Genomic DNA, 14,866 nt, shown 5'->3' on the forward strand with positions numbered 1-14,866 from the left:
GAGTTTGTTCTAATCTTTATTGGACAAGCATACATTCAGGAAAAAGACTGCCGATCGGAGGCTGTGCCTATGAAACGGGTTGCTGTACTGCTGTTTGCTTCGCTTGCCATATATATCATTTTTTATGATCTGAGCCGCGGGACGCTCCCCGCCCCTGATCAAGGTACTGCGCTTGAAGCCTCTTCCACTGTGGAACCAGCCGAAGATGCTTTAGCATATTTCGAACAGAAGGCTGCTCCAGGAGAAACTGTCCTGACAATCATCGAAAGGCATCTGGACAGCTCAGTTCCTGTTTCCATCTCCCAGGTAGCAGCTGATTTTGAAAAGCTTAACAGCGGAGTGCAGGCCGGGAGGATCCAGGCAGGCAAAAATTATAAATTTCCGGATTACGCAAAAACTAGCAATTGAAAAGATAAATCCCAGAACCATCATTCTTGTCAACTCAGCCGGTTCATTGATACAATAGGAAATAGTTTGACACCGGCAGGCATCTTGCAATGCACTGCCGAAAATTCATCTTATATTGTTCCAATTCCATACTTAAAGGAGCGAATCACCATTGAGTGAAATTATACATCGTACCAAAACCCGCCCGGTCAAAGTAGGCAACCTGACCATCGGCGGCAATAATGAACTTGTGATCCAAAGCATGACGACCACTAAGACGCATGATGTTGAGGCGACTGTCGCGGAAATCAAGCGGCTTGAAGAAGCGGGCTGCCAGGTCGTCCGGGTGGCGTGCCCTGACGAAAGAGCGGCAAATGCGATCGCTGAAATAAAGAAAAGGATCAATATTCCCCTTGTAGTGGATATCCATTTTGATTATAAACTGGCCCTAAAGGCTATTGAGGGCGGAGCTGACAAAATCAGGATCAATCCCGGGAATATCGGCCGCCGCGAAAAAGTCGAAGCAGTTGTCAAAGCTGCAAAGGAAAAAGGCATCCCTATCCGGATCGGTGTCAATGCCGGTTCACTGGAAAAGCGGATCATCGAGAAATACGGCTACCCGACTGCCGACGGTATGGTGGAAAGCGCCCTTCATCATATTAAAATCCTTGAAGACCTTGATTTCCATGACATCATTGTTTCCATGAAGGCTTCTGACGTCAACCTGGCCATCGAGGCATATGAAAAAGCAGCCATGGCGTTTGATTACCCGCTTCACCTTGGAATTACAGAATCAGGGACATTGTTTGCCGGCACAGTGAAAAGCGCCGCGGGCCTTGGTGCCATATTAAGCAAAGGCATCGGCAATACTTTAAGGATTTCCTTGAGTGCCGACCCTGTCGAGGAAGTGAAAGTTGCCAGGGAACTGCTGAAGTCATTCGGCCTCTCATCTAATGCTGCTACGCTTATTTCCTGCCCTACATGCGGCAGGATTGAAATCGATTTAATCAGCATTGCAAATGAAGTGGAAGAATATATCCAGAAAATCAAAGCACCTATCAAAGTGGCCGTGCTCGGCTGTGCTGTGAATGGCCCCGGAGAAGCACGCGAAGCAGATATCGGCATTGCCGGCGCCCGCGGGGAAGGCCTATTGTTCCGCAAAGGGAAAATTGTCCGCAAAGTTCCTGAAGCAACAATGGTAGAAGAATTGAAAATTGAAATCGACAAAATTGCAGAAGAATACTATGCTAAACAAGAGGCTGAAAAGCAGCTTCAAATGAATGATTAGAAACGGCTTGCCAGCCGCTTAAATCAAAGCAAATAAAGACCGGCTCAAATTGAGCCGGTCTTTTTCTGCTCCCGCCTTAAAAGAACGGAAGGATAAAGATTCCGATGATAATGGATACGGCTCCGATTCCGATTGCCCAGGCTCCGGTGGTACGAGCCCCTCTCCTGCGCGCTATGAAGCCGATAATGATGCCGGCGGCGCCAAACAGGATCGGCAGGACAAACAGTGAAAGGATGGAAAGCGCTAAGGCCCCATAACCCATCATGCCGCCTGAGAGGTCCATTCCGCTATTTTCTTCTTCGCGGTAGTCCTCCCGGCCGCTGTCCCTTCCTAACGAAACAGGCGCTGCGATTTCGGCGGCTGTTTCTTCTGTATAATTCCTTGATCCGTATTCATTTTTTTCACCAATCTCTTCACTGTGCCGAAGGTCTTGTTCTTGCTGAGAGCGTTCTTGATCTGCCAATATAATCCCTCCGCTTTCAGAAGCCTGATTTGTTAGTAATGGCAAATTAGCTGCCCCCTTTTATAGGGGCATTATATATTATCTGTACTTTCTCCCTGTTTTACAATGCTAATGTATGGATAAAAAACAGGCAATTCTCCTGCTTCTTCCCCCGCAGTCCTTTTTAGAGTGGACAAGTTCTGGTAAGATGGTAAAAGACATCCATATAAGGAGAACACACATATGAAAAGATTCGGCATTGATATCGATGGGACAGTGACCTGCCCTTCCTCGATCATTCCCTACTTGAATGAAGCTTTCCAATTAAACCTGACACTGGAGGATGTAAAACAATATGACTTAAATCCTCTGGTCGACATAAGCGAAGAAGAATTTGCCCAATGGTTCCTTGATAATGAACCAAGAATTTACGCCAATTCCCCCCTGGCGCCAGGAGCAAAACAGGTTCTTAAAGAATGGGAGCCTGAACATGAGCTTTACTTCATCAGTGCACGCGGCTCATATCTGCAGAATTTGACTGAAAAATGGTTCCTGGAAAATCAGCTGAAGTTCCATCATGTTGAATTGATTGGCTCACATGACAAAATCAGCACAGCGAAGAAGCATCATGTGGATATTTTCTTTGAAGACAAGCATGATAATGCGGTCAGGATACATGAAGAATGCGGGATACCCGTCATCCTTTTCGATACACCTTATAACCGCGACCCGATCCCTGAAGGAGTTATAAGGGTGAAGAGCTGGTTTGAGGCAAAGACAGCAGTGGAACAGTGGCTGAAAGAAGATAAATAACAGAAAAAACCGGCCCCAAGGCCGGTTTTTTCTATTATCAATGAACACAATCCGGACAGCGGCCGTAAATTTCAAATTTATGGCCGGATACATCGTAGCCTTTCAGATTTTCCTGGAGCTCATTCATCGGGCATGTATCAATTTCCTTCGTTTTTCCGCAGTCAAGACAGATAAAGTGATGATGGTGATGATGATGAGAGCATGTAAAACGGAAATGTTTTTCTCCTGACAGCTCAGTCATCTCAAATATCCCCAAATCCACAAATAAAGAAAGATTCCGGTAAATCGTATCAAAGCTTAACCCCGGGTAATCGTCCTTCAATTTATCTAATACATCTTTAGCAGTCAGATATTTATTGCTGTCAGAAAAGAACTGCAGCATTTCTTCGCGCTTTCCTGTATGTTTATATCCTTTTTCTTTTAAAAGAATCAAGGCCTCTTCCACATTCATTGCAATCACCTCTTTAAATCGCGCTGCCTTGCTTCCTGGCAGCTTTTCTGGGCCCTGCCTATGCCCCGGCTTTTTCAGCACCGGAAGCAAGTTTCAGGAACAGGGATTTTATCAGGATGGTTAAAACAAGAATAAGGACGCTGATCATCACAATCGTCCCCCCTGGAGCAAGATCCAGGTAATAGGAAACCGACAGTCCTCCAAGGACAGAGATTTCCCCGAAAATCACCGAGAAAAGAATGGTCTGCTTGAACCCTTTGGCAATGCGGATGCTGGCAGCGACAGGGAGGGTCATCAGGGAGGAAACAAGCAATATCCCGACGATCCGCATGGACGCCGCAATGACCAGGGCAACCATTACGATGAAGATAAAATGCACACTCTTCGCCGCAATCCCGGATGCCTTTGCGTGCTCTTCATCAAAGGAAAGCAAAAATAGTTCTTTATATAATAATACTATAAGAACCGCCACAACGGCGCTAATGATTAAAATTATCCAAAGGTCTGTCCTGCTGACCGCACTTACACTTCCAAACAGGTAGCTGAACAGATCTGTATTGAAGCCGTCTGCCAGAGAAATGAAGATGACTCCGATCCCGATTCCTCCCGAAAGAATGATCGGAATGGCCAGTTCCTGGTAATGCTTGTATACAGCTCTCAGTTTTTCTATGAAGAGGGAGCCTGCAACAGAAAACAGCATCCCCATATACATCGGGTTAAGGCCGCTGAATGCTGCGAACTTTTTTTCCAGGAGAAGGCTGGCTGCAATCCCGGCAAGCGTGACATGGCTCAGGGCATCTGCTATCAGCGACAGCCTGCGGACCACGATGAATACGCCAAGAACCGGAGCAATGGTGCCGATGATAATTCCTGTCAAAAAGGCGTTCTGCAAAAATTCATATTGAAGGATCGCGGATATCATAATGTGCCTCCTTCATGATGGTGATGATGGTGGCCGTCATGGTTAAGGACATGGAGCCCGTGTCCGTAGAACTCAGAAACCTCATTCTGATCGAACTCTTCAAATTCTTCTGTCCTGCCGTGAAAATGAAGATGCTTATTCAGGCAGGCTACATGTGTCACCCTATCAGTTATCGTGCCGATGTCATGTGTTACCAGAACCAGTGTAATGCCCAGTTTGTTATTCAAATCGCCAAGCATCTGATAAAACGACTGTACATTCTGAGCATCGACCCCGACCGTCGGTTCGTCGAGGATCATCAGCTTAGGACTGCTGACAAGAGCCCTGGCAATGAAGACCCGCTGCTGCTGGCCCCCGGAAAGCTCGCCGATATTGCGGCCTGAAAAGGCAGTCAAGCCGACAGATTCAATTGCTTCTGCAACTTTTTCCCGCTCCTGCCTGCCTGCAAAACGGAACAGGCCAAGCTTTTTGGTCAGGCCGCTTGAAACCACCTCAAATACAGTGGCAGGAAATCCGGTATTGAAGGAGTTTGCCTTTTGGGACACAAAACCGATTTTTGACTGATCCCTGAATTTTCCGATCGGCTGTCCGAACAGATAAATTTCGCCTTTTTGGGGCTTTAAAAGCCCGAGGACCATTTTAAGGAGAGTCGATTTCCCTGAACCATTCGGCCCCACGATCCCAAGGAACGCCCCTTCAGGGACAGTTAAATTAATATTTTCCAGCACATTTTCTTTTTCATATCTATAAGTGAGGTTGGATATCTCAATAATGGGTTTTTGGTCTTTCATATTTTATCACCTTTTAACATAAGAATGATTCCGATTTAACTTATGTAGTATAACGGAACTCTTCCCGAATGTAAAGAGAACCGGATTCATTGGCTTATTTTTACACAGTAAGCACTTTTCAGTCACATTTCCGGGCTTTTGTACATATGGTACAGAGGAGGTGGGAGATAGTGAAAATATTTGAGAATATCATCAATCATAAAGTCAGTACGATAACGGCAGAAGAGCTTTTAAAATACGCAAAGCAGTTTAAAATATCCATAAATCAGGCGCAGGCAAAGCAAATTGCCAATTACTTAAGAGGTAAACAGGTCAACATCTTTGAGGATTCAGAACGTTCCAAGATTGTTAAGGAAATCGCCAAAATTGCCGGACCGGACACAGCAAGGGAAGTAAACAAGCTGTTCATGCAATTTACGAAATAGAAATGCGGAAAAGCCTTGCTCAGCCCCGACAAGCATAAGGGCCAAGGAATAGAAGGCGTTCTTTGCCTTCAATTCCTTGGTGACTTATGACTCGAGGGGCTAGGCTTTGGAGCTGGACAAATAGAAATGCGCAAGCGGCTCGCCCAGAGACGACAGCATAAGACGCCTGAGAATAAAAGGCGTTCTTTGCCCTTAATTCTCAGGTGGCTTATGACTCGAGTCTCTAGCCGCTGGAGCTGGACAAATAGAAATGCGGAAAAGCCTTGCTCATTAGAGGAACGCAGACTAAAAACGCCACGTCCTGTGGCAACGTCTGCATGACCCACATCCTGTGGGCCTCAAGCATAAGGCGCTTAGGAATAGAAGGTGTTCTTTACCTTCAATTCCTAAGTGACTTATGACTCGAGGGGCTAGGCTTTGGAGCTGGACAAATAGAAATGCGGAAAAGCCTTGCTCATTAGAGGAACATATACTCAAAACTTCAGTTAAGTCCGCAGCCTATACCCAATATAAAAAACCATAGTTGTTAGTATGGGGCTGTTGAATTCCGTTGCAGGCACTTCGCTTTCCGCGGGGCGAAGTTGAGCCTCCTCACGCTCCGTGCTGCGGGGTCTCAACTTTTTCGCTGCAATCCCGCTGGAGTCTGCGTGCCTTCCACTGCAACCAACAGGGTTATTGTAATTCTTTTCTGCTTAACACCTAATCGGCAGCAACTAATTACCTCTTTAGCCTGAAGCCTCTTCTCATAAAAATACAGCTGCAGCATCCTGCAGCTGTATTTCACTTATTTGCCTTCCAGGATGTCCGCAAGAAGGTTTTCATTGAATTCCTTGCTTCTGAGCATCTCTATTTCGTATTTGTACGGAGGCATCTTGCTGTTCTTATCTTCCCCGACAAAAGGTGTTTCAAGGATTTTCGGGATTTCTGCGAGCTGCGGATGATGGACGATATAGCTTAAAGCATCGAAGCCGATATGGCCGAAGCCGATGTTTTCATGGCGGTCCTTTTTCATTCCGCGTTCATTTTTGCTGTCATTGATATGAAGCACCTTCAGGCGGTCAATCCCCACAATTTTATCGAACTCATTCAAAACGCCGTCAAAGTCTTCGACGATATTATAGCCTGCATCATGCGTGTGGCATGTATCAAAGCAGACCGATAGATGATCATTATACTTGACCCCATCGATGATCATGGCGAGCTCTTCAAAGTTTCTTCCGCATTCAGAACCTTTGCCTGCCATCGTTTCCAGAGCAATCTGGACATTTTCCTCGCCATTCAGGACTTCATTCAGCCCTTCAATGATTTTTTTTATGCCCTCTTCTGTTCCTGCACCGACATGCGCACCGGGATGGAGGACAATCTGGCGGGCGCCGATTGCTTCAGTACGATCTATTTCCGAACGCAAAAAGTTGACTCCCAGCTCAAAAGTCGAAGGATTTGTGGTATTTCCAATATTGATGATGTAGGGGGCATGGACGATGATATTGTCAATTCCATTAGCCTCCATATGGCGCCTGCCTTCTTCAATATTCAAATCCTCGATTTTCTTCCTGCGCGTGTTCTGAGGGGCCCCTGTGTAAATCATGAAAGTGCTGGAGCCATAAGATACAGCTTCCTCACTTGCAGCAAGTAGCATTTTCTTCCCGCTCATCGATACATGCGAACCAATTTTAAGCATTGCATTCTCTCCCTCCGGCAGCACTGCCTTTATTTCTTTTTAAGCCTTCTCTGGCGTTTTTTAATGCTTTCGACTTCCCTTTGAATCTTCTTCTTATAACCGGGCTTTACATTTTTCGGCTTTTTCACACGGGATTGAGCACGGGCATCAATCTCATCTGTCTGCCTTTGCCGTTTTTTCCGTCTGTTGCGGTCGCCTAAATCGATCCATTCACCCTTTTGAAGATCAACATGCTTAAACTCGATTCCCAGCTTTTCCAGCCTGTTCAGAGCATCTTCATCTGACGTCTCATAAATCGTGAGAGCGACGCCGGAAGAACCCGCTCTTGCCGTCCGGCCGACACGGTGGATGTAAAAATCAAGATCTGTCGGCAGCTCATAATTAATGACATGGCTGATTCCCTGGATATCGATGCCTCTGGCAGCAAGATCCGTCGCAACAATATACTGGAATTCCAAATCCATGATCTGCTTCATCATTTTTTTCCGTTCACGCGGGCTGAGGTCGCCATGGATGCGGCCTACCTTCAAACCTTTTTGCATGAGGGCATCGGCCACTTCATCGGCCTTTTTCTTTGTATTTGTAAAAACGATCGCCAAATATGGGTTGAATGCCTCCAGCGCACGGAAGACAATTTCCGTCTTACTTTTGTGCTTTGAAGGAAGCAGAAAATGCTCAATTTTTGCAGCGGCAATCTGCTTTGGCTCTATGTGCACGAATTTAGGGTTTTCCAGATATTTCTTCAGGAAAGGCTTCAGCTTCTCAGGGATTGTTGCTGAGAATACAAGCATCTGAAGCTTTTCAGGCATCTTGCCGGCAACCTGGTCCACATCTTCTAGGAAGCCCATATCCAGCATCAGGTCGGCTTCATCCACTACCAGCATTGGAGCGGTATAGACGAACAGGGCATTTTCCTTAACCAGGTCATTTATCCGTCCAGGAGTCCCTACTACTACCTGAGGCTGCACTTTCAGCTTCTCAATCGTTCTTTGTTTATCTGTTCCCCCAATAAACAGTTTGGAGCTGATTATTTCTTCACCTTCAGCCTGCTCTGTTACTTTAAGGACTTCCTTATATATTTGGGTGGCAAGCTCCCTCGTCGGGGCCGTAATGACAGCTTGGACCTCCTGTCTCGAAGGATCGATCTTCTGCAGGATCGGCAAAATATAAGAATGTGTCTTGCCGGTGCCTGTCTGGGACTGCCCAATCGCACTATCCCCTTTAAGGATGATCGGGATCAGGCGTTCCTGAATTTCCGTGGGCTCATAAAACCCGAGCTTTTTGACAGCTTCTATAATAAATGGCTTAAGTTCGTATCGTTCGAATTTTGTTTCCGTCATAATTAACTCCTTATAGTTAGTGGCCGCTGGCTGAGTGGACAACTTGTCTCACCAGTCTTTGTCCATCATATTATTATAATAAAGATTCATGCAAAAGACCACCAATACTGTTGATATTATTATTTTAGCCATACGGACGCTTTTTAATAAAATCCCTGCCAAGACATGAAAATAAGGAAACCTCCGCAGAAACCTAAACCAATTTCATGACAGGTGCATAGCTTACATAAAGAGAAACTTTTAAATAAAGGAGGCAAATTATGCAGCCTAGACCCCGTTTTCCGATGCAGGGCGGAGGAATGCCGCCGCAATTCAGAGGCCCGGTGCAGGCCAGGCCCAACTTTGGCCCCATGATGGGACCTATGCAGCAGACACGCCAGGGAGGCGGAGGACTGCTGGCCAAGCTGCTGGGCAAAGGCGGAAATCCAGCATCAGCAGCAGGCGGATTGAATAGCATGCGCGCCGCAGCTCCGGGCGCTGCCAATGCAGCAGGTTCAGGCGGATTCCTGAAGTCGATCGCCAATCCGTCCAGCATCTCGGGATTTTTGTCAAACACACAGAAAATGCTCAATACAGCCCAGCAATTCGGCCCGATGGTACAGCAGTATGGCCCGATGGTCAAAAATCTTCCGGCCATGTGGAAATTGTACAGAGGGTTGAAGAGCTCTGGAAGTGAAGAAAGTGAAAAGGAGACAGCTTCTGAAACAAAAAAAGCCCCCTCCCAGCCGGAGAAAAGAAAACCTGAAACAGCCGGTTCCCACCAGCCTTCGGACGCTCCCAAACGAGCCGGAGTTCCAGGAAAAGGCAGTTCTTCACCAAAGCTTTATATATAAATCTGTAAAGAATGCAGCTTTCGGGGCATTCTTTTTTGTTTTGGCTCTCCTCCCTTCTAAACCGATGTAAGATTATTGATTTTTTCTGCCAATTGAATGCCCCCTTTTGTAATATCTCAACAAGTCTTATATAATGTAGGTGCAGTTGATTCTCTTAAAAATAAGTTTCAGTTCCACTGCAATGGGAGGATTGGAGAATGGATGTTTTAAAAATATCGCCGCGGGGCTATTGCTATGGGGTTGTCGACGCAATGGTCATAGCAAGGAATGCCGCTTTGGACAAAAACCTGCCGCGGCCGATTTATATACTTGGCATGATTGTCCATAACAAACATGTCACCGATGCATTTGAAGAAGAAGGCATCATAACACTGGATGGAGAGAACCGTAAAGATATCATTGAAAAAGTCGACAAAGGCACTGTTATATTCACGGCGCACGGCGTCTCCCCTGAAATCCGCGAAATTGCAAAATCCAAGGGGCTCGTAACAATTGATGCCACCTGTCCTGATGTGACAAGGACCCATGACCTTATCAGGGAAAAAGACGCAGAAGGCTATCAGATCATTTACATCGGCAAAAAAGGCCATCCTGAGCCTGAAGGAGCCCTTGGGGTTGCTCCGCATGCAGTATCTCTTGTACAAACTGCAGAAGATGTCGGCAGGCTCACCCTGGACAGCAGCAAGATCATTGTTACCAACCAGACGACTATGAGCCAATGGGATGTTGTCACAGTCATGGATAGAATAAAAGAGAAATATCCTCATGCAGAGTTTCATAAAGAAATCTGCATGGCTACCCAGGTACGGCAGGAAGCGGTCGCTGAGCAGGCAGGAGAAGCCGATGTACTGATTGTAGTAGGTGATCCAAAGAGCAATAACTCCAACCGGCTTGCCCAGGTATCCGAGGAAATTGCGGGCACTACTGCATACCGGATTGCCGATCTTTCAGAACTGAAGATCGAATGGCTGAAAGATGCCAAAAAGGCAGCTGTCACAGCAGGAGCTTCGACTCCAACACCAATCACAAAAGAAGTCATCACTTTCCTTCAGCAGTTCAATCCTAATGACCCGGAAACGTGGAAAACCGAGAAAAAAGTGCCTCTCAGCAAAGTGCTTCCAAAAATTAAGAGGGCCTAAACAAAAGAGCTGCAGCAATCGCTGCAGCTCTTTTCTTTAAATAAACTTGAAAGGATCTGTATGCACTTCTGAGGGAATAAAGTTCACATCATAACCCTTTTCCCTGGCCATTTTTTCAAGGATGAGCGCCACACCCTTCTTCATTACCTTCTCTACATTATGGCCGGGATCAATGATGTTCAGGCCCATCATCATTGCATCATGTGCAGTATGATAATACAGATCCCCTGTTACATACACATCTGCACCTTTGAACTTTGCCTGGGTAAAATATTTATTTCCGTCCCCGCCCAGGACAGCCACTTTCCTGACAGGGGAGTTCAGATCTCCGACTACCCGGACCCTGTCAAGCCCGAATGCCTCTTTGATTTTTCCAGCAAATTCTTCAAGCGTTGCTTCAGGAACTGTTCCGATCCGTCCAAGCCCAAGTGATTGGCCTTTATTTTCAAGGTGATAAATATCATACGCAGGCTCTTCATATGGATGTGCTTTAATCAGTGCAGAAATCACTTTCTTTTCCAGATGATCCGGAAAAATTGTTTCCACCTTGACTTCCTTTACCTTCTCCAATTGGCCTCTCGTCCCGATGTATGGATTGGCTGAGTCCCCGGGCATAAACTGTCCGGTCCCTTCCGAAGAGAAGGCACAGAAGCTGTAATCTCCGATTGCCCCGGCACCGGCCCTGCCCAGTGCCTCTTTCACAGCATCAGTTGCTTCCAGCGGCACGAAAACAGCCAGTTTCTTCAGGCTGGTTTCATATGTGGGCACAAGGACTTCTGTGTTCTCTAAGCCAAGTGCTTCCGCCAGGAGATCATTCACACCGCCCTCAGCCACATCAAGATTCGTATGTGCAGCATATACGCTGATATCATGCTTAATAAGCTTCTCGATAATCCTTCCGGCTGAAGTATCTGTATTGATTTTCTGCAATGGCCTGAAAATCGGGGGATGGTGTGCGATGATGAGCTGAATATTCTTTTCAATGGCTTCATCAACGACCTCCTCCAGCACATCAAGGGCAATCATGACATTATCCGTCTTTTTGTTCAGGCCGCCAATCTGCAGTCCGATTTTATCATTTTCCATCGCCAGGTTTTTTGGTGAAAACTCTTCAAACAAAGAGATGATTTGATGGCCATTAACTTTTTTCACCTTTTACCGCCTCCTCTGCCATAGAAATTTTGCGTCCGAGCTCCTGCCGCCTTATCCTCGTCTCTTCTGTATCTGCAGCTTTATCAAGCTCCTGAAGAATCCTTTGCCAATTCTTCATTTCATGCAACCATTTTTTCTTGAAGACATCTGTTTTCCGCTCTGTGAGGAAGGGCCCGAAAAGATAGGCGCTTTGCTCATCCTTCCCCCTATAGGCGCGTAACGGATCTCCCTGCTCTGCGACCAGGATTTCATAGATCTTTCCATCTTCTTCAAGCATATCCTCTGCTATAAGCTCCCAACCGTTCTCAACCAGCCATTTGCGGATTGAGATGGCGCTTATATTAGGCTGGAGGACAAGCCTTTTCACTGAAGGCAGTTTTACTTTCCCCTCTTCAAGGATGCTGGCGATCAATGCGCCCCCCATACCGGCAATGGCTACACAATCGACTTCTCCTCCTTCAATTACTTCCAGGCCGCTCCCTTTCCTGACAGCTATCTTATCGCCCAGCCCTTCCTGGATGACTTGATTCCTTGCAGACTGGAAAGGACCCTCTGCCACTTCGCCTGCGACTGCAAAGGGCACTTTACCCTTAGAGACTACATGGCATGGAAGATAGGCATGGTCTGAGCCTATATCAGCAAAGACTGCACCATCAGGAATATATTCGGCGACCTTGGCAAGCCGCAGCGATAACTGTTCTGTATTCATCTTTTACATCACACCACTTTACATAGATTCGAATTAACCATATTCTCTTAGTATAAAAAAGCCGGAAAGCAATGTCCAGCAGCCCTGCAAGCCTTTTGAAGCATGCATAGAGTTCTAAAATAAAGAAAAGCCTTTCAAAAGAAAGGCTTTTCTTTAACTGTACATTATTTCAGGCCTGCAAGCCATTCAGCCATTTCGCCAGCTTTTTCCTGCGGAACAAGCCCTGGCGGCATGGATCCTTTACCGTTAACAACGATGTCAGCGATTTCATCCTGTGAGTAGCGGTCGCCAACGCCTGTCAAAGCAGGACCTACCCCGCCTTGATATTGGTCGCCATGGCAGGTGATACAGGTTTGTTTATAAATGTCTTCCGGGTTGGCTGCAACCTCTTCGGTCTGCTCTTCTCCGCCGCCTTCCTGCTCGGCCGCAAGGTCCTTAGCATCGCCCAGTCCTTTGAAGGAAACGAGGAACATTGCCCCAATGCCTAACACAGCAATCAAAAGAAACGGAATTAATGGATTTCGGTTCATGTGTTTTAACCTCCCTTATGTAAGAACATCTCAGTCAAGTATATTATATAATACAAACAATCTCTATTTTACTTGAAAACCCCTGGAAGGAAAAGCCCTAAACTGAACTTTGTCACAGTATGTTCGAAATTGGAAGATTCCGCCTCTATTTTGCCAATAAAATGAAAGAGCTCCATAAAAATGGAGCCAGTTGCCCTTAACAGCCTATCTGCCGCGCTATCACCATACGCTGAATCTCTGACGTGCCTTCGCCGATTTCCGTCAGCTTTCCGTCCCTCATATAGCGCTCTACATGATATTCTTTCATATAGCCATAGCCTCCATGGATCTGGACAGCCTGGTCTGCAATCTCCATGCAAATTTCGGAAGCATACAGCTTGCACATAGATGCTTCCTTTGTAAATGGCCTTCCCTGGTCCTTGAGCCATGCTGCTTTGTAGACCATATTGCGTGCAAGCTCAATTTTCATCGCCATATCGGCGAGCTTGAATTGAATTGCCTGGAACTGGGACAGCGAGCGGCCGAACTGAGTCCTCTCCTTTGCATACTGCAGCGCCTTATCATAAGCGGCCTGGGCAATGCCGACAGCCATGGCGCCTATCCCGATCCTGCCTCCATCCAATGTGATCAGGAATTGCTTGAACCCCTCACCTTTTTTGCCGAGCAAGTGCTCAGTCGGAACACGCACATCTTCCATGACAAGCTCTGTGGTATTTGAAGCATTAAGACCCATTTTTTCGTAATTGTCGATTACCTTAAAGCCTTCTGCATCTGTCGGCACAATGATCGCGCTGATTTCTTTATCCGCTCCGCTACCGCCTGTAACTGCAGTAATGGCCAGATGCTTTGCATAGCTCGCATTGGTAATATAACATTTGCTGCCATTTATGATGAATTCCCCATCTTTTTCTACCGCGCCCGTCCTTGTACCGCCAGCATCTGACCCAGCGTTCGGTTCTGTCAGCCCAAATGCTCCGAATGATTCTCCTGTACAGATCGGAACCAGATACTTTTGCTTTTGTTCTTCTGTTCCAAAAAGATAAAGGGGCGCCCCGCCAAGGGAGATATGGGCAGAATAAGTGATCCCCGTCGAACCGCAGGCCCTGCTGAGCTCTTCTGTCACAATAGCAAAACTGACTGTATCCGCCCCGCCTCCGCCGTATTCTTCAGGGAACGGCAGCCCCATTACACCCATATCCGATAATTTATTAAAGATTTCTTTCGGAAATTCTTTCGTCCTGTCCCTTTCCAGTGCACCGGGAGCCACTTCTTCATCAGCAAACTCCCTGATCATTTTTAAAATCATATTCTGTTCGGCAGTCAATTCATAATTCATGCTAATCCCCCTCGAAGTTTGTATACGCTTTCATTACCATTATACGAGGAAGGAATTAATTTTCTCAACATTTAAAAACTTTAAAATTTAATTTATTATATGAAAATAGAAATAATTATGATGATAAATCCAACAGCGCCTGAAATTCCAAAATACTGCAGATGGAATTTCCAGGCAGCTCCAACCCAAAGCAGACAATTGAGCATTAAAGCTCCATACAAGGCTGCATTATTGCCGGGGAACAAATGAGATGCGATCTCAACTGATATCAAAAGCAATAATAAAGCAGAAACAGCCAGAGGCAGTTGCGGTGCAATTCCTTTATTAGTAAAATAAATGACAAGAGAAACTCCAGTTATTGTAAAAAAAATCAGAAGGCCCATTTGCAAAATGAAAGATAATTCAGTAAAATAAATTAATAACAGCGATAGAGGAATCAGCAGCAAGAGAATAATATTGTGAAAATAAAACCCTTTTGCCTTTCGCGCTTTATCCTTCGGCCGATTCCCTTCTGTATACAAAGCAAGCAGATAATCACAATAATGCTCAGGAAGCATGCGGTTATCCTTCCAGTATAAAATTTCTTTTACAATCAAGTCTTTTCTCGCTTTATCCATATTCACCCAT

The 14,866-nt window shown here is 46.0% G+C and carries 17 protein-coding genes; 6 read left to right on the forward strand and 11 right to left on the reverse strand.

The features are described 5' to 3' along the window. Positions 1–69 precede the first annotated feature (69 nt). On the forward strand, positions 70–408 hold the full coding sequence (locus tag AC4E8B_RS17660; protein ID WP_490214629.1) for a hypothetical protein: 339 nt from the start codon (positions 70–72) through the stop codon (positions 406–408). 151 nt (positions 409–559) lie between these two features. Further along, on the forward strand, positions 560–1,675 hold the full coding sequence (ispG, locus tag AC4E8B_RS17665) for a flavodoxin-dependent (E)-4-hydroxy-3-methylbut-2-enyl-diphosphate synthase (RefSeq protein WP_490214630.1): 1,116 nt from the start codon (positions 560–562) through the stop codon (positions 1,673–1,675). A 76-nt stretch (positions 1,676–1,751) separates the two neighbouring features. Here ispG and AC4E8B_RS17670 read toward each other — a convergent pair whose 3' ends face one another. After that, the gene (locus AC4E8B_RS17670) at positions 1,752–2,183 is read right to left on the reverse strand and encodes a hypothetical protein (protein WP_490214631.1); all 432 of its coding nucleotides are present in this window, start codon (positions 2,181–2,183) and stop codon (positions 1,752–1,754) included. Positions 2,184–2,360: 177 nt separating this feature from the next. Between AC4E8B_RS17670 and AC4E8B_RS17675 the strand changes: the two genes are divergently transcribed. Continuing rightward, positions 2,361–2,930 carry a hypothetical protein gene (locus AC4E8B_RS17675; protein WP_490214632.1) on the forward strand — a complete coding sequence of 190 codons (570 nt, stop codon included), beginning with the start codon at positions 2,361–2,363 and terminating at the stop codon, positions 2,928–2,930. A 37-nt stretch (positions 2,931–2,967) separates the two neighbouring features. On the opposite strand, the gene zur is transcribed toward AC4E8B_RS17675, so the two are convergent. Genes zur through AC4E8B_RS17690 form a run of 3 tightly spaced genes read right to left on the reverse strand, consistent with a single transcriptional unit; the run spans position 2,968 to position 5,094 of the window. Next, positions 2,968–3,381 carry a zinc uptake transcriptional repressor Zur gene (gene zur, locus AC4E8B_RS17680; RefSeq protein WP_490214633.1) on the reverse strand — a complete coding sequence of 138 codons (414 nt, stop codon included), beginning with the start codon at positions 3,379–3,381 and terminating at the stop codon, positions 2,968–2,970. A gap of 58 nt (positions 3,382–3,439) precedes the next feature. Beyond that, positions 3,440–4,303 carry a metal ABC transporter permease gene (locus AC4E8B_RS17685; RefSeq protein WP_490214634.1) on the reverse strand — a complete coding sequence of 288 codons (864 nt, stop codon included), beginning with the start codon at positions 4,301–4,303 and terminating at the stop codon, positions 3,440–3,442. Beyond that, the gene (locus tag AC4E8B_RS17690; RefSeq protein ID WP_490214635.1) at positions 4,300–5,094 is read right to left on the reverse strand and encodes a metal ABC transporter ATP-binding protein; all 795 of its coding nucleotides are present in this window, start codon (positions 5,092–5,094) and stop codon (positions 4,300–4,302) included. Before AC4E8B_RS17690 ends, AC4E8B_RS17685 begins: the two co-directional genes overlap by 4 nt. Positions 5,095–5,264: 170 nt before the next feature. Between AC4E8B_RS17690 and AC4E8B_RS17695 the strand changes: the two genes are divergently transcribed. Continuing rightward, entirely contained in the window at positions 5,265–5,519 is a 255-nt protein-coding gene (locus tag AC4E8B_RS17695; RefSeq protein WP_490214636.1) for a DUF2624 domain-containing protein, read from the forward strand. A gap of 784 nt (positions 5,520–6,303) precedes the next feature. On the opposite strand, the gene AC4E8B_RS17700 is transcribed toward AC4E8B_RS17695, so the two are convergent. Together AC4E8B_RS17700 and AC4E8B_RS17705 are read right to left on the reverse strand one after the other, a co-directional pair. After that, positions 6,304–7,200 (reverse strand): deoxyribonuclease IV, encoded by an 897-nt coding sequence (locus AC4E8B_RS17700; protein WP_490214637.1) that lies wholly within the window; start codon positions 7,198–7,200, stop codon positions 6,304–6,306. 29 nt (positions 7,201–7,229) lie between these two features. Further along, positions 7,230–8,540, reverse strand: coding sequence for a DEAD/DEAH box helicase (locus AC4E8B_RS17705; RefSeq protein ID WP_490214638.1), 1,311 nt, complete (start codon positions 8,538–8,540; stop codon positions 7,230–7,232). Between the two features lie 260 nt (positions 8,541–8,800). Between AC4E8B_RS17705 and AC4E8B_RS17710 the strand changes: the two genes are divergently transcribed. Together AC4E8B_RS17710 and AC4E8B_RS17715 are read left to right on the forward strand one after the other, a co-directional pair. Then, on the forward strand, positions 8,801–9,373 hold the full coding sequence (locus AC4E8B_RS17710; RefSeq protein ID WP_490214639.1) for a YqfQ family protein: 573 nt from the start codon (positions 8,801–8,803) through the stop codon (positions 9,371–9,373). Positions 9,374–9,570: 197 nt separating this feature from the next. Continuing rightward, the gene (locus AC4E8B_RS17715) at positions 9,571–10,512 is read left to right on the forward strand and encodes a 4-hydroxy-3-methylbut-2-enyl diphosphate reductase (RefSeq protein WP_490214640.1); all 942 of its coding nucleotides are present in this window, start codon (positions 9,571–9,573) and stop codon (positions 10,510–10,512) included. Between the two features lie 36 nt (positions 10,513–10,548). Here the strand turns inward: AC4E8B_RS17715 and AC4E8B_RS17720 are convergent, their stop codons facing one another. From AC4E8B_RS17720 to AC4E8B_RS17740, 5 genes are all read right to left on the reverse strand, one after another. After that, a complete protein-coding gene (locus AC4E8B_RS17720; protein WP_490214641.1) occupies positions 10,549–11,664 on the reverse strand; it encodes a Nif3-like dinuclear metal center hexameric protein in 1,116 nt (371 codons plus the stop codon). After that, the gene (locus AC4E8B_RS17725; RefSeq protein ID WP_490214642.1) at positions 11,651–12,373 is read right to left on the reverse strand and encodes a tRNA (adenine(22)-N(1))-methyltransferase; all 723 of its coding nucleotides are present in this window, start codon (positions 12,371–12,373) and stop codon (positions 11,651–11,653) included. The genes AC4E8B_RS17720 and AC4E8B_RS17725 overlap by 14 nt, the downstream gene beginning before the upstream one ends. A 164-nt stretch (positions 12,374–12,537) precedes the next feature. Then, positions 12,538–12,903, reverse strand: a complete 366-nt coding sequence (cccA, locus tag AC4E8B_RS17730; protein ID WP_490214643.1) for a cytochrome c550 — start codon at positions 12,901–12,903, stop codon at positions 12,538–12,540. Between the two features lie 196 nt (positions 12,904–13,099). Next, the gene (locus tag AC4E8B_RS17735) at positions 13,100–14,239 is read right to left on the reverse strand and encodes an acyl-CoA dehydrogenase family protein (protein WP_490214644.1); all 1,140 of its coding nucleotides are present in this window, start codon (positions 14,237–14,239) and stop codon (positions 13,100–13,102) included. Between the two features lie 95 nt (positions 14,240–14,334). Beyond that, entirely contained in the window at positions 14,335–14,856 is a 522-nt protein-coding gene (locus tag AC4E8B_RS17740) for a hypothetical protein (protein WP_490214645.1), read from the reverse strand. Between the last annotated feature and the right edge of the window lie 10 nt (positions 14,857–14,866).

The organism is Bacillus sp. SRL543, assembly GCF_984799205.1.

Bases quoted from the DNA above. Each gene is read 5' to 3' on its own strand.
- cccA (WP_490214643.1), bottom strand. From the start codon at position 12,903: ATGAACCGAAATCCATTAATTCCGTTTCTTTTGATTGCTGTGTTAGGC.
- AC4E8B_RS17735 (WP_490214644.1), bottom strand. From the start codon at position 14,239: ATGAATTATGAATTGACTGCCGAACAGAATATGATTTTAAAAATGATC.
- AC4E8B_RS17740 (WP_490214645.1), bottom strand. From the start codon at position 14,856: ATGGATAAAGCGAGAAAAGACTTGATTGTAAAAGAAATTTTATACTGG.
- AC4E8B_RS17725 (WP_490214642.1), bottom strand. From the start codon at position 12,373: ATGAATACAGAACAGTTATCGCTGCGGCTTGCCAAGGTCGCCGAATAT.
- zur (WP_490214633.1), bottom strand. From the start codon at position 3,381: ATGAATGTGGAAGAGGCCTTGATTCTTTTAAAAGAAAAAGGATATAAA.
- AC4E8B_RS17700 (WP_490214637.1), bottom strand. From the start codon at position 7,200: ATGCTTAAAATTGGTTCGCATGTATCGATGAGCGGGAAGAAAATGCTA.
- AC4E8B_RS17660 (WP_490214629.1), top strand. From the start codon at position 70: ATGAAACGGGTTGCTGTACTGCTGTTTGCTTCGCTTGCCATATATATC.
- AC4E8B_RS17675 (WP_490214632.1), top strand. From the start codon at position 2,361: ATGAAAAGATTCGGCATTGATATCGATGGGACAGTGACCTGCCCTTCC.
- AC4E8B_RS17710 (WP_490214639.1), top strand. From the start codon at position 8,801: ATGCAGCCTAGACCCCGTTTTCCGATGCAGGGCGGAGGAATGCCGCCG.
- AC4E8B_RS17705 (WP_490214638.1), bottom strand. From the start codon at position 8,540: ATGACGGAAACAAAATTCGAACGATACGAACTTAAGCCATTTATTATA.
- AC4E8B_RS17690 (WP_490214635.1), bottom strand. From the start codon at position 5,094: ATGAAAGACCAAAAACCCATTATTGAGATATCCAACCTCACTTATAGA.
- AC4E8B_RS17715 (WP_490214640.1), top strand. From the start codon at position 9,571: ATGGATGTTTTAAAAATATCGCCGCGGGGCTATTGCTATGGGGTTGTC.
- AC4E8B_RS17685 (WP_490214634.1), bottom strand. From the start codon at position 4,303: ATGATATCCGCGATCCTTCAATATGAATTTTTGCAGAACGCCTTTTTG.